Origin of the sequence: Microbacterium shimangi (assembly GCF_043556445.1) — a bacterium.
Classification (GTDB): Bacteria; Actinomycetota; Actinomycetes; order Actinomycetales; family Microbacteriaceae; genus Microbacterium.
This window is the reverse complement of sequence record NZ_JBIGII010000003.1, coordinates 882,154-898,894: the sequence shown is the minus strand read 5'-3', so window position 1 is coordinate 898,894 and position 16,741 is coordinate 882,154. Positions and strand designations below refer to the sequence as shown.

At 68.5% G+C, this 16,741-nt stretch carries 19 protein-coding genes; 10 read left to right on the top strand and 9 right to left on the bottom strand.

The features are described 5' to 3' along the window. Positions 1 to 127: 127 nt before the first annotated feature. Positions 128 to 1,543 carry an HNH endonuclease signature motif containing protein gene (locus ACFXQA_RS05955; RefSeq protein WP_394518875.1) on the top strand — a complete coding sequence of 472 codons (1,416 nt, stop codon included), beginning with the start codon at positions 128 to 130 and terminating at the stop codon, positions 1,541 to 1,543. Between the two features lie 40 nt (positions 1,544 to 1,583). Here ACFXQA_RS05955 and ACFXQA_RS05950 read toward each other — a convergent pair whose 3' ends face one another. After that, entirely contained in the window at positions 1,584 to 2,303 is a 720-nt protein-coding gene (locus tag ACFXQA_RS05950; protein WP_394518874.1) for an SDR family NAD(P)-dependent oxidoreductase, read from the bottom strand. Positions 2,304 to 2,399: 96 nt separating this feature from the next. On the opposite strand from ACFXQA_RS05950, the gene ACFXQA_RS05945 reads away from it, so the two are divergent. The 3 genes from ACFXQA_RS05945 (at position 2,400) to ACFXQA_RS05935 (ending at position 4,152) form a co-directional block, all read left to right on the top strand. Next, the gene (locus ACFXQA_RS05945; protein ID WP_394518873.1) at positions 2,400 to 3,008 is read left to right on the top strand and encodes a TetR/AcrR family transcriptional regulator; all 609 of its coding nucleotides are present in this window, start codon (positions 2,400 to 2,402) and stop codon (positions 3,006 to 3,008) included. A 104-nt stretch (positions 3,009 to 3,112) separates the two neighbouring features. Beyond that, a complete protein-coding gene (locus tag ACFXQA_RS05940) occupies positions 3,113 to 3,655 on the top strand; it encodes a hypothetical protein (RefSeq protein WP_394518872.1) in 543 nt (180 codons plus the stop codon). Next, a complete protein-coding gene (locus tag ACFXQA_RS05935) occupies positions 3,652 to 4,152 on the top strand; it encodes an RNA polymerase sigma factor (protein ID WP_394518871.1) in 501 nt (166 codons plus the stop codon). Before ACFXQA_RS05940 ends, ACFXQA_RS05935 begins: the two co-directional genes overlap by 4 nt. A gap of 3 nt (positions 4,153 to 4,155) precedes the next feature. Here ACFXQA_RS05935 and ACFXQA_RS05930 read toward each other — a convergent pair whose 3' ends face one another. The 4 genes from ACFXQA_RS05930 to ACFXQA_RS05915 all read right to left on the bottom strand — a co-directional run bounded on the left by ACFXQA_RS05930 (position 4,156) and on the right by ACFXQA_RS05915 (position 6,863). Further along, positions 4,156 to 5,031, bottom strand: a complete 876-nt coding sequence (locus ACFXQA_RS05930; protein ID WP_394518870.1) for an alpha/beta fold hydrolase — start codon at positions 5,029 to 5,031, stop codon at positions 4,156 to 4,158. A 53-nt stretch (positions 5,032 to 5,084) separates the two neighbouring features. After that, entirely contained in the window at positions 5,085 to 5,228 is a 144-nt protein-coding gene (locus ACFXQA_RS05925) for a hypothetical protein (protein ID WP_394518869.1), read from the bottom strand. Between the two features lie 97 nt (positions 5,229 to 5,325). Further along, positions 5,326 to 5,460 carry a hypothetical protein gene (locus tag ACFXQA_RS05920; RefSeq protein WP_394518868.1) on the bottom strand — a complete coding sequence of 45 codons (135 nt, stop codon included), beginning with the start codon at positions 5,458 to 5,460 and terminating at the stop codon, positions 5,326 to 5,328. Positions 5,461 to 5,504: 44 nt separating this feature from the next. Continuing rightward, positions 5,505 to 6,863, bottom strand: coding sequence for an aminomethyl transferase family protein (locus tag ACFXQA_RS05915; RefSeq protein ID WP_394518867.1), 1,359 nt, complete (start codon positions 6,861 to 6,863; stop codon positions 5,505 to 5,507). A 126-nt stretch (positions 6,864 to 6,989) separates the two neighbouring features. Between ACFXQA_RS05915 and ACFXQA_RS05910 the strand changes: the two genes are divergently transcribed. Then, positions 6,990 to 7,919: a LysR family transcriptional regulator gene (locus ACFXQA_RS05910; RefSeq protein WP_394518866.1), complete on the top strand. Its 930-nt coding sequence runs from the start codon at positions 6,990 to 6,992 to the stop codon at positions 7,917 to 7,919. On the opposite strand, the gene ACFXQA_RS05905 is transcribed toward ACFXQA_RS05910, so the two are convergent. After that, positions 7,891 to 8,799: an EamA family transporter gene (locus ACFXQA_RS05905; protein WP_394518865.1), complete on the bottom strand. Its 909-nt coding sequence runs from the start codon at positions 8,797 to 8,799 to the stop codon at positions 7,891 to 7,893. The two genes, ACFXQA_RS05910 and ACFXQA_RS05905, sit on opposite strands and share 29 nt — an antisense overlap. A 41-nt stretch (positions 8,800 to 8,840) precedes the next feature. Here ACFXQA_RS05905 and ACFXQA_RS05900 point away from each other — a divergent pair, with 41 nt between their 5' ends. After that, the gene (locus ACFXQA_RS05900) at positions 8,841 to 9,329 is read left to right on the top strand and encodes a MarR family winged helix-turn-helix transcriptional regulator (protein ID WP_394518864.1); all 489 of its coding nucleotides are present in this window, start codon (positions 8,841 to 8,843) and stop codon (positions 9,327 to 9,329) included. Between the two features lie 36 nt (positions 9,330 to 9,365). On the opposite strand, the gene ligM is transcribed toward ACFXQA_RS05900, so the two are convergent. Beyond that, complete coding sequence (gene ligM, locus ACFXQA_RS05895; protein ID WP_394518863.1) at positions 9,366 to 10,769, bottom strand: vanillate/3-O-methylgallate O-demethylase; 1,404 nt, start codon at positions 10,767 to 10,769, stop codon at positions 9,366 to 9,368. 160 nt (positions 10,770 to 10,929) lie between these two features. Between ligM and ACFXQA_RS05890 the strand changes: the two genes are divergently transcribed. The 4 genes from ACFXQA_RS05890 to ACFXQA_RS05875 are packed head-to-tail and all read left to right on the top strand — an operon-like array spanning position 10,930 to position 14,456. Next, complete coding sequence (locus ACFXQA_RS05890; RefSeq protein WP_394518862.1) at positions 10,930 to 11,685, top strand: PIG-L deacetylase family protein; 756 nt, start codon at positions 10,930 to 10,932, stop codon at positions 11,683 to 11,685. Further along, positions 11,682 to 12,386 carry a 4-carboxy-4-hydroxy-2-oxoadipate aldolase/oxaloacetate decarboxylase gene (locus tag ACFXQA_RS05885; RefSeq protein ID WP_394518861.1) on the top strand — a complete coding sequence of 235 codons (705 nt, stop codon included), beginning with the start codon at positions 11,682 to 11,684 and terminating at the stop codon, positions 12,384 to 12,386. The genes ACFXQA_RS05890 and ACFXQA_RS05885 overlap by 4 nt, the downstream gene beginning before the upstream one ends. Further along, entirely contained in the window at positions 12,373 to 13,452 is a 1,080-nt protein-coding gene (locus ACFXQA_RS05880; RefSeq protein ID WP_394518859.1) for a 4-oxalomesaconate tautomerase, read from the top strand. Before ACFXQA_RS05885 ends, ACFXQA_RS05880 begins: the two co-directional genes overlap by 14 nt. A gap of 44 nt (positions 13,453 to 13,496) precedes the next feature. Then, positions 13,497 to 14,456: a VOC family protein gene (locus ACFXQA_RS05875; protein ID WP_394518858.1), complete on the top strand. Its 960-nt coding sequence runs from the start codon at positions 13,497 to 13,499 to the stop codon at positions 14,454 to 14,456. Positions 14,457 to 14,623: 167 nt separating this feature from the next. Here the strand turns inward: ACFXQA_RS05875 and ACFXQA_RS05870 are convergent, their stop codons facing one another. Together ACFXQA_RS05870 and ACFXQA_RS05865 are read right to left on the bottom strand one after the other, a co-directional pair. Further along, the gene (locus ACFXQA_RS05870) at positions 14,624 to 15,736 is read right to left on the bottom strand and encodes a 5-methyltetrahydropteroyltriglutamate--homocysteine S-methyltransferase (protein WP_394518857.1); all 1,113 of its coding nucleotides are present in this window, start codon (positions 15,734 to 15,736) and stop codon (positions 14,624 to 14,626) included. Between the two features lie 76 nt (positions 15,737 to 15,812). After that, complete coding sequence (locus ACFXQA_RS05865) at positions 15,813 to 16,736, bottom strand: serine hydrolase (protein ID WP_394518856.1); 924 nt, start codon at positions 16,734 to 16,736, stop codon at positions 15,813 to 15,815. Between the last annotated feature and the right edge of the window lie 5 nt (positions 16,737 to 16,741).

The window sequence follows — 16,741 nt, the reverse complement described above, 5'->3', positions numbered from 1 at the left end:
TCGGGTCTGGCAAGTTCGTCTCCTCCCCAGGGGCCAGTTTCGCGGGTTCCCCACAGGGCCGAGTTTCCACCTCTGATCTGGCCCGTTTTGGCCCGGGAATGTCGGTGGCCCTCGGCAGAATGGGGGTATGACGAACCCTGTTGCGGCGCTCCGCGGCCTCGATGCGGCGCTGGCGACGGTCGTGGTCGGTCAGCTTCGCGACGGTGATGCGCGGGCGCTCGATGGGGACGAGTTGTTGGCGGTGATGGATGCTGCCGCGTCGGTCGTCCGTCGTGCCGAGGCGTTGTTGGTCGACACGGTCGGTGAAGTCGATGCCCGTTCGGATCAGCGGGACGTATCGGTGCAGATGACCACGAAGTACGGGTGCCGGTCCGTTCGAGAACTCGTGGGTCGCACCACCCGGTTCGCCTCGCGGCGGGCGGGTGACCTGATCACGGCCGGTCGTGGCGTGCGCCAGACCACGGCACTCGCCACCGGGGAGGTATTGCCGGCCGTGTTCCCGATGCTTCGGGAGACCCTCATCGACGGGTTCGTCGGTGTTGACGGGGTTGTCGCGGTGGCCGGGGAGTTGGACGGGCTGGGGGTGGGGCGGGAGGCGATCCTCGCCGCGGATGAAGAACTCGCCGCCGCTGCCCGGGGCGAAGGTGTCGACGGGGCGCCTCCGTTGCCGGCGGATGATCTGCGTGCGCAAGCGGCCGTGTGGGCCGCGTTCCTCGACCAGGACGGTCCGGAACCGCGTGAGGCGCGGGCGTTCCGGAAGCGGGGCGTCACCCTCGGGGTCGTTCGTGACGGGCTGATCCCGATCCGGGGAAACCTGCTCCCCGAAGCTGCGGGTTTGTTGACCCGTGCGTGGGACAGCGTTAACAACCCCAAACTCGCCGGACCCACCGGTCCCCGGTTCGTGTCGGAGGGTGACGAAGACCCCGACGCGGTGTGCGACACCCGCACCCGGGCGCAGAAACAACACGACGCCCTCGTCACGGCCCTCTCTGTCGCGACCGCGTCGGGGCAGCTCCCCACCATCGGCGGTGGCGCGCCGACGCTGGTGGTCTCGGTCCGGGAGACCGACATGAGAACGGGTACCGGCACCGCCTACGTGCAGGGCATCGATGAACCTGTTTCCCTGGCCGTGGCGCGACACACCGCGTGCACCGGTGGGGTGCAACGGGTCGTGTCCGACGCTTTCGGTCGGATCGTGACGATCGCCGTCACCGACCGCGTCTTCACCCACACCCAACGCAAAGCGATCGTTCTCCGCGACGGGGAATGCGTGATTCCCGGGTGTCACGTCCCCGCCGCTTGGTGCGAGATCCACCACGCCGTCGAAGCAGCCCGCGGCGGGCCCACCCACACCGACAACGGCCTCCTCCTCTGCTGGTTCCATCACCGCACGATCGACACCGGTGGGTGGAAAGTGCGGATGAACCACGGCGTCCCTGAAATCCTCGGGCCGGTGTGGTGGGACCCCGCCCAGAAATGGCGCCCGGTCACGAAGTCCCCCACCCGGCGACGCGAACTCCTCGAAGCCGCCCACCCCCGCTGACGTCGCGAAAGCGGTCGGTCACCCGACATGGGAACGCGCGCTATCGGCTGCCGCCGTAGGCCGCGGGAACGAGGTCCAGACGGGACCCGCCGCTTTCGACCAGTTCGAGGATGGCGTCGGCGACCTGCTCGGGGGCATCGAAGGTCGCCCCGGCCGTCATCGCCTCCGCCTCGGCACGCCCCGCGCGGATCGAGCTCATGAACTCCGTGCTCGTGGCGAAGGGAATCACCGTCGAGACGGTGATCCCCGTGCCCTCGAGTTCATTCCGCGCGATCGCAGAGAGACGCTCGAGGGCGATCTTGGATGCCACGTACCCACCCGTTCCGGGAACGTCGGCGAAGGTCGTTCCCGAGCTGACGTTGACGATGCTGCCCGCACCCTGCCGCCGCATGGTCGGCAACACGGCTTGCATCACAGCCAGCGGCGCTACGAGGTTCAGCTCGAGAACACCGCGGAAGTCGTCGAGCGAGAGGCGCTCGATCTCAGCCTGGAGCCCCTGGGCGGCGTTGTTGACGAGGACGTCGATCCGCCCGAAGGCGTCGAGTGTCGCCTGCACCAACGCGGCCACCTGCGCCTGGTCGGTGACATCGCACCGCACCGCTATCGCTCCCTCGAGCTCTGCCGCGAGCTCACGCAAGCGATTCTCCCGCCGAGCGGCGAGAACGACGCGCGCACCGGCGGCCGCCGCAGCTCGCGCGGTTGCCGCCCCGATTCCGGATGACGCTCCGGTGACGACGAACACGGAGTCTTGAATCTTCATGATCTTCCCTTCAGCCGGCCCGCCCACGGCGGCGCTCGACTCGTATTACGCTACTCCCTAGTAGCGTAATGACCAACCGTCCCGTACTCTCGAGAGGTGAACGCTTCTGCTCCCTCGGCCGGCCGCCCCTACGACCGGTCCAGCGACGCGCTGATCTTGGCAACGACCCTCGACCTGCTCTCAGAACGGGCGTACGAACGCGTCACAATCGACGCCGTCGCCACCCGTACAGGCAAGGCCAAGACGACGTTGTACCGCCGATGGGCCACGAAGGACGACCTCGTCCTCGCCGCGATCCACTCCATCGGGCGGCCTCCCGAGATCGACAACCTGCCCGACAGCGGGTCCCTCCGCTCGGACCTGCTCGCGGTGATCGACTCCCCCTGGCTCGGCGGGCCCGACCGTCGCGCTTCGATCTTCGCGGGCCTTGCCTCGGCAGGCCGGAGCGCTGCGAGCTTGGCTGACGCGGTCCGAACCGAGGTGACCGAGCCGTACGTCGAGATCTACCGTCGCCTACTCGAACGCGCGATCCATAGGGGCGAGATACCGGCGAACCTCGCCGGGCGCGCGAGCATCTTGGCCGACGTGATTCCCGCGATGAGTACTCACCGTCTGAACACCAACCACGAACTCGCCTCGCGGGAATTCTTCGTCTCGGTGATCGACGACGTGGTGCTCGCGGCGCTCGGAGCGCCCAGTCGCTAGCTGATGCCGGCCGTCGGGGCGAGACGAGCTTCCCAGGGCTAAGGACGATTCGCGGGTATCCGGGAATGTGCAGAGTGAGACCATCTCACCCTCGGGAGAACGACATGCACACGGATGAAATCGACCAGCTCTTGACCAGGAGCGACCCCGCGAACGACCTATCGGCGCAAGAGCGGCGCCTTACGGCAGAGATGATCGAGAAGTCCACACCGATGCGGAAGCGTCGGGGCTATGCGCGGCCGCTTGCCGTGGGAGCGATCGCCGCGGTGCTGCTCGGTGGTGGCGGGATGGCAGCGGCAGCGGCGAGCGGTCTCTGGGAGGGCTGGGCACAGAACGACGCGCTCGCCATCGTCCACTACGAGCTTCCTAGTGGCGTCTCGTGTGAATGGCGCATCGGCAACGTGCGGGGAGCGCCGGACGAGGTCGACCAGGTGATCCGAGAGGCTTTGGCGGACCTAGATCTCACCGACGCCGACATCGCAGAGGGAGCCGCATACGTAGGGGTGACGGGAGATCCGCTCACGGACGCCCATGCGTATGAGACCGGTATCTCCTGGGCTGTCACCCTGCGTATCGAGCGAGCTCTCGCGGCGCACGACCTCGACGACAAGTGGACGAGCATCGGCGGACAAGGATTCTGCGAATGAGCTCGACGACATCCCGAAAGAGTCGGCTGACTGTTGCTCTGCGCGAATCCTCAGACGATCTGCTGCGCTACTTCTTGCGTCGCCTCGACCGTGAAGATGCCGCAGACGCGCTCGCTGACGTGATGACCACCGCGTGGACACGCGTGGACGCGCTGCCGGATGAGCCCGCCGAGGCACGGATGTGGCTGTTCGGTGTCGCGCGCAATGTCTTGCTCCACATGCACCGCAGCACCGTCCGCAGATCGCAGCTTGCCGACCGCCTGCGTAACGAGCTGACGCTCCGCAGCGCCCCCGCGGCAGATTCGGGTGCCGAGATCAGGGATGCGATCGACCGGCTCGACGGCGACCTCGCGGAGCTGGTTCGACTCGTGCACTGGGATGGCTTCTCCCTCGTCGACGCGGCGACGCTCCTCGGCATTCCTTCGTCGACGGCCCGCGGTCGATATCAGAGAGCGAGAGAGGCATTGCGTCGTACGCTCGCGCCGATCGCGAACTGACGGCTAGTCGTGCAGGTACCCGCGGATCGCCTCGGCGACGAACGTGGGCGCCTCGCGCGGGATGAAGTGCCCGATGCCCCCGAGTTCGACGAGATCGCGCCCGACGCTGAACAGCGACGCGTTTCTGCGGGCGAGCGGCAACGTTTCGCACCCGTCGGCCGTGCCGATCAAGAAGGTGGTCGGCACGGTGATGGCCGGCCACTGGTCGAGCGTTGCCTGCGTCTCGGCGTAGACGGCCGATCCCGGGGCTTCGCCGGTGCCGTGCCGGTAGTAGTGCACGACGTTGTCGGCGAACTGCTCGGTGTCGACAGCATCCAGAATCACGGCCATCTCCCGCTCCGACAGCTGCAACTCGGGCGACCAGTGTCGCCACGCCCAGCGAACGAGTGCGGCGGGGTCGCGGCGAAAGGCTTCGGCGCCGGTCGCCGTGCACAGCCAATACCGGTACCACGCGACGGCGGCATCATCCAGCGCTTCGGTGGCGGTGAGGTCGGCGCCCGCACCGTAGGCGGTGGAGAGCGTCACGAGCCCGGTCAGCGCCTGCGGAGCGACCACGGCCGCGGCGTGCGCCGCACGTGCTCCCCAGTCGTGACCCACCAAGACGGCCGGGCCCAGCTCGAGCGCACTCATCAGGTCGACGAGGTCGGTCGCGAGCGCCGCCACCTGGGCCGACATCGCCGCCGGGTCGGTGACGCGGCTGTTCCCCACACCGCGGAGGTAGGGCCGGATGACGCGTACGCCTTCGGGAAGGAGGTCCACGACGTCATCCCAGGTCGAGGGCTCGTCAGGAAACCCGTGGGCCATCACGACCGGCCGGCCATCGGCGGGTCCGTCGTCGAAGTACTCCAGCTCGGTGTGGGCCGTTCGGATGATGGGCAATGTCGGGCTCCCCGTTCGTCGTCTCAGCTCTCAGATGGTTCTCCCGTAACGGCTCACTCGCCGTCGGTGCGGGAAGTCGGGGTGTCGGCGATCTGAGGGGCGGGCGGGGCGTCCGCGGGTGCGCCGGATTGCACCGCGCCGCCCGTGTCGATCGGCTGCACGAGGGTGCGGGGTCTTCCGTCTTTGCGTCGGGACATCCTTCGATTCTGGCCGCCCCGCGGGCGAGCGGGGCCGGATGACTTCTGGCGTCGAACGATCTCCCGCTCGGGCCTCAGACCATTCCCCGCGGGGGTGTCATTCCGGATGCTGGCTGTGGTCCGCCACATCGGGCTTCGCACGCAGAACGTCGGCGATCTCCTCCTCCGGACGCGGCGCGACGGTTTCGTCGACCTCGAGCTCGGGAATGGTCGGTTCATGGGGAGTGGACACGTCGAATCCTTCGGTCGGCAGGGTCCACAGCGTAGGCGGGTTTCTCAGCTCTTGCGGTAGTTCTCCCGGGCGAAACGCGAGTAGGGGGCCGGTGCCACCGTTGCGCGGATCTCGACCTGCCGGTGCGGTTCGACCGCCGGTTTGCGACTGTTCGGCTGCTCGCCCCAGGTCACGACGACGCGCGTACCGGGTTCTGCAGACGCCGCGTCGACGCTCGCGAGCGAGACGAACGCCTGCTCGTTCGTGATGTATCCGCAGTCGTGCGAGATGCCGACGTCGGTGCCGTCGATGCTCACGCGATCGACCTGGTACACCCCGTAGCGCGCCTTCGGGAACTCGAGGTACTTCGCCGGGATCCCCTCTTCGTAGAGCGACCGCTGGGCGGCCGCCACGTCTTCGGGGTCCCACACGAGGGTCACCTTCACCCGCTGCGTCGCCGCGGCGTGCCGCTCGAGCGCCGCGCGCCCGATGAAGTCGTGGTCGAAGGCGATGCTCCGGCCGTACCCGAGGTCGTACGGCGTCAGGTAGTAGTCCTCGATGCGGTCGGCGACGACGCTGCCCGCGAGCGACCCGGTGCGCGCCGCGGGGAGCCACGCGAGGTACTCGGCCGAGCGTTCGCCGGTGAAGATCGCCGGAAGCGGCGACGGCACCCACGCCGACTCGAGGTTCGCCGACGAGTACGCCCGCGATCCGACCAGCACCAGGTCGAACTCCTCGCCGGCGGCGACGATGGCCTCGCGCACCCGCACGCCGTCGGGCCACGGGCCGAACAGTTCGAAGCCGGGCTGGCCCGCCATGCCGTGACGCAGCGACCGCACCGTGATGCCGGCGATCTCGAAAGTGGCCATGCCGAAGAACTTCGTCGGAGGCACCGGTGCTCCGGTGAGCTTCTCCATGAGCGCCAGGGCGTGAGGACCCTGGAGCTCGTAGCGGTAGAGCTTCGGATCGGTGCCGGGTTCGCGCATGAGCGAGTTCGCGTCGCGCTCGAACGTCACGTCGTAGTCGCCGGTCTCGCCGATGAACTGCACCCAGTCGAGCACCATGTGCCACCCGACGAGGTCGTACACGTCATCGTCGAGGTGGAACAGGATCGCATCGCCGATGAGGTAGCCCTCGTGGTTCACCGCGATGAACTGCTTCGCCGCGTCGACGGGGAACTTCGCGAAGCTGTTCACGCCGGTCTCGCTCAACAGGCGCAGCGCGTCGGGCCCCGAGATGAAGAGGTCGGTCATGTGATGCGACTGGTCGAGGAGGGCGACGCTCGTGCGCCACGACAGCTGCTCCGAGCGCCAGTTGCTGAACTCGGGAGTGACGGGGAAGATCGTCGGTCGCGACTGCGCATTGCGCAGCAGCTCGACGGGGCTTCCTGCGCGGGCAATAGCCTCGGCGGCGGTTTCGGTCATCGTGAACTCCTTCGTCCGGTGTGTCCTGCCCGCAATGCTAGACAGCGGAACGCATGAAGAGAGCGAGTGCGCATAATGGATGCTTATGGACGCCGAAGTATCCGTTAGCCGCCCCGGAGAAACCCCATGGACCTGAACCTCATCCGGGTCTTCGTCGCCATCGCCGAGACGCGGAGCCTCACCGCCGCCGCCGCTCGTCTCTACGTCACGCAGCCCGCGGTCAGTCAGGCTCTCGCCCGGCTGCGCCGGGAGCTCGACGACCCGCTCTTCCACCGGGAGGGCCGTGCGATGGTGCCGACCCCGCTCGCCGAGACCGTGATGCCGGGGTTCCGCGAAGCGCTCGCGGCGGTCGACCGCACCCTCGACGGCGTGCACGGGTTCGACCCCGCCGCATCCGACCGCACCTTCCGCATCGCCCTTTCGGAGCTCGGCGAGATCGGCTGGCTGCCCGCGATCGTTCGCGCCGTCCGTGCGAAGGCGCCCGCGATGCGCATAGAGGTCGTGCCGATGAACGCCCGCGAGCTGCCCGACTGGCTCGGGCGCGGCACCGTCGACCTCGCCGTCACGCCGTCCACGGTGCCGGGACGGTTCGAGAAGGTGGTGCTCAAGTCGCAGGCCTACGGCGTCGTGATGTCGCCGAAGCATCCGCTCGCCTCCGGCACTCTCGACCTCGAGGCCTACGCAGACGCCGGGCACGTGGTGGTCGCGAGCGACTCCGGCGCCTCAGCCGTCGACCGGGCCTTGCACCGGGCGGGAATCGCGATCGAGCCCAAGATCGCGTCGAATCACTACGCCGCGCTCCCCCCGCTGATCGCGGCGAGCGACGATCTCATCGCGACGATGCCCGACACGATCGCCGAGGGCTGGACGAAGACCTGGCCCCTCGTGGTTCGTCCACTGCCGTTCGAGATGCCCGCCATCGACATCAGCCTCTATCGCCGTTCGACCACGCAACACACCGCGGCGCTCGACTGGCTGTTCGCGACCGTCGCCCACGCGATCCGCGGATCGTCGGGGCGGTTCCAGGTCATCCACGGCGACGCGCTCGATCGGTGAAGTCGTCCTCGCGGACCGGAGCGCGAGGATGGCGCGAACCTGCGATCACCGCGACGACCGACAGCAGGATGATCCCCACCCCGGCCGCCTGCGCCACGGAGAGCGTTTCTCCCGCGGCGACCATCCCGACTCCGAGAGCGACGATCGGACTGAGAAGTCCGAGGAACGCGGGCACTCGGGTCGGGAGCACCGCGATACCGCGGAACCACACCACGTACGCGAACGCCGTGCCCGCTATCGCCAGATAGACGTAGCCCCCCATCTGCGCCGCAGTGGGCGGCTCTGTGGGCAGCGGCTCCGCAACGACCGCGGCGAGGGCGAGCATCAGACCGCCGGCCATCAGCTGCCACGTCGTGGTGACGAGCGGGGGCTCGTTACTCCGCCACCGCTTCGCCAGCACCACACCTGTCGCCATCGACAGCGCACCGAGGAGCGCCGCCGTGACGCCGACGGGGTCGAGACCGGCGTCAGCGCGAAGAACGATGAGCCCGACACCGACGATGCCGGCGACCCCCGCGGCAACGACCGAGGTTCGCAACCGCTCAGCGAGCAACCGAGACGCGAGAGCGGCCACGAGCAGCGGCTGAATGCCACCGACGATCGCGGCCACGCCCCCGGGGAGCCGATCGGCGGCGACGAAGAGGAGCGCGAAGAACACTCCGATGTTCAGCGCGCCCAAGACGATCGACTTGATCCACCAATCGCCCCGGGGCAGCCTGCGGACGATCAGCAAGAGGACGAGCCCAGCGGGTAGCGCACGCAGGGCGGCCGTCAGGAGCGGGTGTCCGCCGATCACGAAGGTCGTCGCGGTGAAGTAGGTCGTTCCCCAGAGGAGAGGGGCCAGAGCGGTGAGAAGGATGGCGCGGGTATTGCTAAGCACTTAGCAAATATAGCTCAGCGCTTAGCGATTAGACTCGCCCCATGGACGACGTCGACCGGATTCTGGAACAGTGGCGAGCAGAGCGCCCCGACCTCGACGTCTCGCCGATGGCCGTCGTCGGGCGTCTCAGCCGAGCGGCCTCCGCGATCGAGACCAGGCTCGCGCAGACGTTCGCGCAGCACGGGATCGACGCCCCCACGTTCGACGTGCTGGCAACGCTTGCCCGGCAGGGTCCCCCCTATCGCGCCACTCCCTCGACTCTCGCGGCCGAGGCGATGATCACCTCGAGCGCGGTCGCGCAGCGCCTGAACCGACTCGTCGACCTCGGCTTCGTCACCCGCGCACCCCACCCGCAAGACGGCCGGGGCAAGCTCGTCGCGCTGACCGCGGCGGGCAAGCGCACGCTCGACGAGGTTCTGCCAGACCATCTCGCGACCGAGGAAGAGGCTCTTGCGACCCTCTCAGCCGCCGAACGGCGAACGCTCGCAGAGCTGCTCGGCCGCCTCGCCGAGAACGAACTCGCCCCCTGACCCGCGACGACGGACCAGGGGGCGAGAAATCGGATGCTACTGGGCGCCGGCCGTGCGCCAGCCGCCCTGGTACTCCTGCCGCGCCGTCTCGGCGTAGGGCACGGGGCTCACGATCGCGCGCACCGAGATCTGCTCGTGCGGCTCGACCGTCGTCTTCTCAGACCCTCCGTCGGGCTCACCCCAGACGACCCGCACCTCGGCGCCGATCGGCACGTCGTGGTCGACGGTCGCGAGCGACAGTCCACGCTTCTCGTTCGCGGTGATTCCCGTGAACAGCGACACCCCCACGGTGTTGCCGTCGGCATCGATGACCGCGTCGTAGTTCGACGAACCGTAGTTCGCGTTCGGGAGGTCGAAGAACTGATACCCGACGCCGTCGCGGTCGATGACGCTCGTGAGGATCTTGGCGAGGTCTTCGTCGTTCCACGCGAGCGTGACCTTCTTGCGCTGCGCGCCGGCGTCGATCTTCTCGAGCGCCTCGCGTCCGATGAAGTCGTGGTCGAACTTCACGAACGAGCCGTAGCCGAGCTCCCAGGGGTTCAGGTAGTAGTCCTCGATGTTCTCCGAGACGAACGAACCGGCGAGCGCGTTGATCGCCTCGTAGCTGTTCGCGGGCAGCCACTCGCGGTAGGCGCGCTCGGCCTCACCCGTGTAGATCGCGGGGAGGGGCGAGGGGATCCAGCCCGACTCGAGCGTGTTCGACGAGTAGGCGCGCGAGCCGCAGGGCTCGATGCCGAACTCGCGACCGGCCTCGAGCACGGCCTCGCGGATCTTGCCGTGGTGCGCGTACGGACCCCAGATCTCGAGACCGGGGGCACCCGCCATGCCGTGACGGAGGGTGCGCACCTGCTCGCCCGCGATCGTCATCTCGCCCATGTGGAAGAACTTGACCTTCTCCAGCGATCCGCCGTTCAGCTTCTCGATGATCGACCACGCGTTCGGGCCCTGGATCTGGAAGCGGTAGTACTCGCGGTGCACGGCCTCGCCGTAGGGACGCGAGGGCGAGCGATCGTCGTAGCGGGTCTCGACGTCGTAGCCGCCGGTCTCGGCGTGGAACTGCAACCAGTTCGCACCCGGTGCGCGACCGACGTAGACGTATTCGCCTTCGGCCTCGTGGAAGAGGATGCCGTCGCCGATCACGCCGCCGTTGGACGCGGTCGGAACGAACTGCTTCGCCGTGTTCACCGGGAAGTTCGCGAACGAGTTGATGCCCGTGTCGCTCAGCAGCTTGAGCGCGTCGGGACCCGAGATGAAGAAGTTGACCATGTGGTGGGTCTGGTCGTAGAGCACCGCGGTCTCGCGCCACGCCTTCTGCTCGCGCCGCCAGTTCGTGAACTCGGCCGGGACCACCGGGTAGATATACGTTCCGAGCTGCGAGTTGCGGAGCATCTCAACGATGCCGCCCTTCTCATCCAGCAACTCCTGCAGATTGCGCGCCATGGGGCTCCCTCGACTCTCTCTTCATTGAGCAGCATGTTCAGACGTGTCTGACAGCCGCCACGGTACGGCGGCAATATGCCTCTGTCCATAGTGGTTCCGGTCGCCCCGATTGTAAACAAAATCTTGACCATTCCGCCAGGGGTGTGGTTCGCTGACTGCCATGGCCCAGCCCCACCCCTCCCTTGTCGTGGTCAGCGCGCACGCCGGCGATTTCGTCTGGCGAGCCGGCGGCGCTATCGCCGCCGCCGCCCTCCGCGGCGAGCGCGCGACCGTCGTCTGCCTCAGCTACGGCGAACGCGGAGAGTCCGCGAGCCAGTGGCTGCAGGGCAAAGACCTCGACGAGATCAAGGCGATCCGTCGCGGCGAGGCCGAGGCGGCAGCATCCGCTCTCGGTGCCGAGATCGTCTTTCTCGACCTCGGCGACTACCCGCTTCGCGAGACGCCAGAGGCCGTCGCCGCGCTCATCGACATCTACCGTCGCGTGCAGCCCACCGTGGTGCTCACCCATCCGCTGACCGACCCGTACAACGGTGACCACCCGGTCGCCGCGCGCATGGCGCTCGAAGCCCGGGTGCTCGCGCAGGCGATCGGCGTCGCGAACTCCGACGGTACGTTCCCCACGAAAGACGAGATCATCGGCGCCCCGCCGGTCTTCTTCTTCGAGCCGCACCAGCCCGAGCAGAGCGACTTCAAGCCCAACCTGCTGCTCGACATCACCGAGGCGTTCGACCGCAAGCGCGCGGCGATGGAGTGCCTACCCGCGCAGAAGCACATGTGGTCGTATTACACCGACCTCGCGGTTCGTCGCGGCGTGCAGGTCAAGCGCAACGCCGGGCCGAACCTGGGGCTCGCGCACGACACCATGGGCGAGGCCTACATGCGGTACCTGCCGCAGGTGACGGCGGTGCTCGAGTGACCGGGGTCGTGGTCACCGATATCGAGCGAGCGGATGCGGCGACCGCCGCGGCTCTCGCCGAATTCGGCTCTGCGACCGTGCACGAGGCCATGGGCCGCGTGGGTTATGCCGGCCCCCGGATCCGCCCGATCCAGCAGGGCACCCGCATCGCGGGAACGGCGATCACGGTGCAGGTCGCGCCGGGCGACAACCTCATGGTGCACGCGGCGATCGAGCAGGCCCGCGCGGGCGACGTCATCGTCGTCGTGCCGATCACCGACTCGGCATTCGGTTTCATCGGCGACCTCATGGCGACCCAGATGCAGACCCGTGGAGTGCGCGCGTACGTGACCTCTGGCGGCGTCCGCGACACCGCCGAGCTGCGCGAGATGGGTTTCCCGGTGTGGACGGCGCACGTCAGCGCGCAGGGCACCGTGAAAGACACCGCCGGGTCGGTGAACCTCCCCGTGATCCTCGACCAGGTCGAGGTGCACCCCGGTGATGTCGTGGTCGCCGACGACGACGGGGTCACGATCGTTCCCCGACAGCGAGCGGAACAGACGCTGGATGCTGCGCGCGCCCGCACCGCGAAAGAAACGGCGAACCGCGAGCGCTACCGGGCGGGTGAGATCTCGATGGATGTCAACAACCTGCGTCCGGTGCTCGAGGGCCTGGGCGTGCGCTTCGTGACCCAGGAAGAGCACGATCGTGGCGGTCGCTGATCCGGTTCGCGACGGCATTCGCTGCATGATGCTGCGCGGGGGCACGTCGAAGGGCGCGTTCTTCGTCGCCGAAGACCTGCCCACCGACCCGGCCGAGCGCGACGACCTGCTGCTGCGGATCATGGGAAGCCCCGACCCGACGCAGATCGACGGTCTGGGTGGGGCGCATCCGCTGACCTCGAAGGTGGCGGTCGTCTCGCGCTCGACCGAGCCCGATATCGACATCGACTACCTCTTCTTCCAGGTCGGGGTCGACGAACCCGTCATCGGCACCGCGCAGACCTGCGGCAACCTCCTGGCCGCGGTCGGACCGTTCGCGATCGAGCGCGGCCTCGCGCAGGCGACGACGGAGCGCAGCACCGTCAGCATCCGTCTCGTCAACACCGGCGACGTCGCGCGGGTCTCGTTCGCCACCCCCGACGGCCGGCCCGATTACGACGGCGACGTGGCGATCGACGGGGTGCCCGGCACGGCGGGGCGCATCGACATCGCGCTCAGCGGTGGCGAGAAGCCGCTGCTGCCGACCGGCGCGGTCTCGGATGAGATCGGCGGGCACCGCGTGACCCTCATCGACAACGGCATGCCCGTCGTCCTGTTGCGCGCCGACGAGTTCGGGGTGGACGGCGACGAATCGCCCGCCGACCTCGAGTCCCGAGACGACCTCCGCGATGCCGTCGAACGGGTGCGGCGGGCGGCCGGACCCCTCATGGGGCTCGGCGACGTCGCAGAGCAGACCGTGCCGAAGATGCTGCTGCTCTCCGCTCCGCGCGAGGGTGGAGCGATCTCGACGCGTGCGTTCATCCCCTCGCGGGTGCACACGTCGATCGGGGTGCTCATGGCAGCATCCGTCGCCGCCGGCATCCGCATTCCCGGTGCTGTCGGTGCAGACCTCGCCCGGATCGATCCCGCCGAAGAAACCACCGGCGTCGAACACCCCACCGGCACGTTCCCCGCCGCCGTCACGGTGTCGCGCGAGGCCGACGGCACGTGGCGCGCATCGTCGTCGTCGGTGCGCACCGCCCGCAAGATCTTCGACGGCACGGTCTTCGCCCGACCACGCCGCTGAGTTGCCCCAACGCCAACGACCGCCCGTCAGTGAGGACCCGCATCATGACCGACTCCACCGCCTTCGACGTCGCCCACCTCGGCAGTGTCGAGATATTGACCCCCGAGTTCGACAAGAGCCTGTGGTTCTTCCGCGACCTGCTCGCCATGCGCGTGGTCGCCGAGCAGGGGGGCTCGACGTTCCTCCGCACCTGGGACGAGTACGAGCTGTACACGATCAAGCTCACCCCGTCGGATGCTGCCGGGGTCGGCCGCACGACCTTCCGCGCGACATCGGCCGAGGCCCTCCAGCGACGCGTCGCCGCGATCGAGAGCAGCGGGCTCGGCACCGCCGTCGGAGGCGGGTGGGTCGACGGCGAGGTCGGCACCGGTCCCACGTTCATGTTCCAGGACCCCGACGGGCACTCGATGGGCATCTACTACGAGACAGAGCGCTACGTCGCGACCGACGACAAGCCCGCGCTGAAGAACCAGGCCTCAGCCTTTCCCGGCCGCGGCGTCAACGCCCGGCGCCTCGACCACATCAACTTCCTCGCGAAAGACGTCGAGGCGAACGGCGAGTTCATGGCGACGGCACTCGCGATGCGCGAGAGCGAGCGCATCCGCAACGACGACGGCAAGTTCGCCGCGTGGTGGTTCCACTTCTCGCTGAAGTCGTACGACGTCGTCTACTCCGACGACTGGACGAAGCACGGCAACCGTCTGCACCACATCGCCTTCGCCCCCGACACCCGCGAAGACATCCTCAAGGCCGCCGACATCTTTCTCGAGAACGGCATCCACATCGAGTCGGGTCCGCACAAGCACGCGATCAACCAGACCTTCTTCCTCTACGTCTACGAGCCCGGCGGCAACCGCATCGAGTTCGCCAACGCCGGCGCCCGCCTGCTGCTCGACCCCGACCAGCCCGTCGTCGAGTGGACCCAGGAAGAGCGCAAGAAGGGTCAGGCCTGGGGCATGAAGACGATCGAGACGTTCCACACCCACGGCACCCCGGCCGTCTGACCCGCGCCCCGCGCCCGTCCCGCTCCCCTGTCACATCCGGCGGGTGCGACCGACCGTTCGTGACAGGGGAGCGCACCTCCCCGGCACTCCCCTGTCACATCCGGCGGGTGCGACCGACCGTTCGTGACAGGGGAAGCCGCGGCGAGCGAGGCGGCGCTGCGGGCGAGTCAGCCCCAGACGGCCTCGGCGATCGAGACCACCGAGCGGATCTTCGCCCACTGCTCGTCTTCGGTGAGCGTGTTGCCCTCTTCGGTCGATGCGAAGCCGCACTGCGGGCTGAGGGCGAGTTGATCGAGGGGGGCGAAGGCGGATGCCTCGTCGATGCGCCCGCGGATCGCGTCGGCGTCTTCGAGCTCGCCCGTCTTGGTGGTGATGAGCCCCAGTTCGACCGTCTTGTTGCCGGCGGGAAGGAAACGCAGCGGCTCGAAGCCGCCGGCACGCTCGGAGTCGTACTCGAGGAAGTAGCCGTCGTACGCGGTGTTGCCGAGCAACTGCTCGGCGACGGGCTCGTAGCCGCCCGACGAGATCCAGGTGGAACGGAAGTTGCCGCGACACACGTGGGTGGTGACGACGAGGTCGTCGGGCTTGCCGTCGAGGATGCGGTTCAGCAGGTTCGCGTACCGCTCGGCGATGCCGTCGGTGTCGATGCCGCGGTCGCGGGCCTTGGCCAGTTCGACATCCGAACAGAGGTAGGCCCACGCGGTGTCGTCGAACTGCAGGTAGCGGGCGCCCGCGTCGTAGAACGCGCCGAGGGCGTCTCGGTACGCGGCGACGAGGTCGTCGGCGATCGCATCGCGGCCGTCGTAGGTCGCCGAGTCGATGTGTCCGGGTTCGATGCGGAAGTCGAGAACGGTCGGCGCCGGGATGGTGAACTTCGGTGTCGCCCCGGTGCGCTCCGTGTCTTTCTGCAGCGCGCGGTAGTGGGCGAGGAACGGGTGATCGGCGGGGAAGCGGATGGGGCCCGAGATCTCGACACCGCGGGGGCGGGTCTGCGCGCCCTGGAACTGGATGCCGTGGTCGAGTTCGACGATCTCGACACCGTCGAGCAGACCGAAGAAATCGAAGTGCCACCACGACCGGCGGAACTCTCCGTCGGAGGCGACCCGGAGGCCGTTGTCGGCCTGCTTCTGCACGAGGTCGATGACCGCCGCGTCCTCCGACGCCCGCAACGCGTCGCCCGAGAGTTCACCGGCAGCGTACTGCGCACGTGCTTCGGCGAGGGCGGCGGGGCGGAGGAAACTGCCGACGATGTCGGCGCGGAACGGCGGGTTGACGGTCATGCTGCGATGGTAGTTCGCCGCATCCGGCCCTGCTTCTCCGGGCGACGCACGGCGTCATCCGCTGTCCGCGGTGGCGTCAGTAGACGTACTCCATCAGCTCGACGCCGAGCGTGCGGAACGCGTCGTGGGCGCGCAGGCGGTGCGTGATCGACAGATCGTCGAAGCACACGATGAGGGCGTAGGCGACGCCGGCCCGCGGACCGGCGAGAACCCCCGCTTCGGCGCGGACACCCGCATCGCGTCCGGTCTTGTTCACGAACAGCAGCTCGTGCTCGTCGTGCTCGTGAGCAAACGGATCGAGACCCGTGGCGGATGCGACGAGGCTGAGGTCTTGATTGAGGCTCAGCCACTCCGACACCTGCGCGCTCACGCCCGGGCTGACCGCTCGGGAGTTCACCAGTGCCGAGAACAGCTGCGCCAATTCCTGCGCCGACGCGAGCGCGACCTGGGGCGCATCGTCGGGTCCGCGGGCATCGCGGAACTGGTCGAGAAGCGCCGAGCGAGTCAGTCCGAGCGACTCGATCCGCGTGCGCACCGCGGGGAGGCCGACGCGCTGGAGAAGCGCATTCGCGGCGAGCGCATCGCCGGTGGCACCCGTGAGAACCGCCGCATCGATCAGCGGCAGGGCCGGGATCTTCAGGTGCCGCCAGATACCGGCGACACCGACCGGCTCGAGGCCCGCGCGGTCGACGATCTCGAGCGGGTCGAGTCGACCCTCTTCGAACGCGGCGGCCACCTCGACCAGGAGCGGCACGACACCCAGCCCGCCGACCGGCAGGGTGTCGAAGTCATCACCCGCGAGCACGGCCGTGCCGCGGTCGAGGTCGTCGACGCGCACCGACACCCTCGCGCCGGAGGCCGCCACCGCGTCGAGTGCGCGGAGCGTCGAGGTGAACGAACGCGCACCCGAGCCTTTGCGGCGAGGACCCCCGCGCGTGCTGCGGCGATCGGTGGTGCGGAGCGCGGCGGACTCACGGGGGGTGTCTGCGGACGTACCCATGGCGA

Excerpts from the sequence above, each read along its gene's own strand:
- ACFXQA_RS05950 (WP_394518874.1), bottom strand. The coding sequence starts at position 2,303 with ATGAAGATTCAAGACTCCGTGTTCGTCGTCACCGGAGCGTCATCCGGA.
- ACFXQA_RS05870 (WP_394518857.1), bottom strand. The coding sequence starts at position 15,736 with ATGACCGTCAACCCGCCGTTCCGCGCCGACATCGTCGGCAGTTTCCTC.
- ACFXQA_RS05935 (WP_394518871.1), top strand. The coding sequence starts at position 3,652 with ATGAGCTCGACGACATCCCGAAAGAGTCGGCTGACTGTTGCTCTGCGC.
- ACFXQA_RS05890 (WP_394518862.1), top strand. The coding sequence starts at position 10,930 with ATGGCCCAGCCCCACCCCTCCCTTGTCGTGGTCAGCGCGCACGCCGGC.
- ACFXQA_RS05875 (WP_394518858.1), top strand. The coding sequence starts at position 13,497 with ATGACCGACTCCACCGCCTTCGACGTCGCCCACCTCGGCAGTGTCGAG.
- ACFXQA_RS05925 (WP_394518869.1), bottom strand. The coding sequence starts at position 5,228 with ATGTCCCGACGCAAAGACGGAAGACCCCGCACCCTCGTGCAGCCGATC.
- ACFXQA_RS05910 (WP_394518866.1), top strand. The coding sequence starts at position 6,990 with ATGGACCTGAACCTCATCCGGGTCTTCGTCGCCATCGCCGAGACGCGG.
- ACFXQA_RS05955 (WP_394518875.1), top strand. The coding sequence starts at position 128 with ATGACGAACCCTGTTGCGGCGCTCCGCGGCCTCGATGCGGCGCTGGCG.
- ACFXQA_RS05900 (WP_394518864.1), top strand. The coding sequence starts at position 8,841 with ATGGACGACGTCGACCGGATTCTGGAACAGTGGCGAGCAGAGCGCCCC.
- ligM (WP_394518863.1), bottom strand. The coding sequence starts at position 10,769 with ATGGCGCGCAATCTGCAGGAGTTGCTGGATGAGAAGGGCGGCATCGTT.
- ACFXQA_RS05865 (WP_394518856.1), bottom strand. The coding sequence starts at position 16,736 with ATGGGTACGTCCGCAGACACCCCCCGTGAGTCCGCCGCGCTCCGCACC.
- ACFXQA_RS05940 (WP_394518872.1), top strand. The coding sequence starts at position 3,113 with ATGCACACGGATGAAATCGACCAGCTCTTGACCAGGAGCGACCCCGCG.
- ACFXQA_RS05915 (WP_394518867.1), bottom strand. The coding sequence starts at position 6,863 with ATGACCGAAACCGCCGCCGAGGCTATTGCCCGCGCAGGAAGCCCCGTC.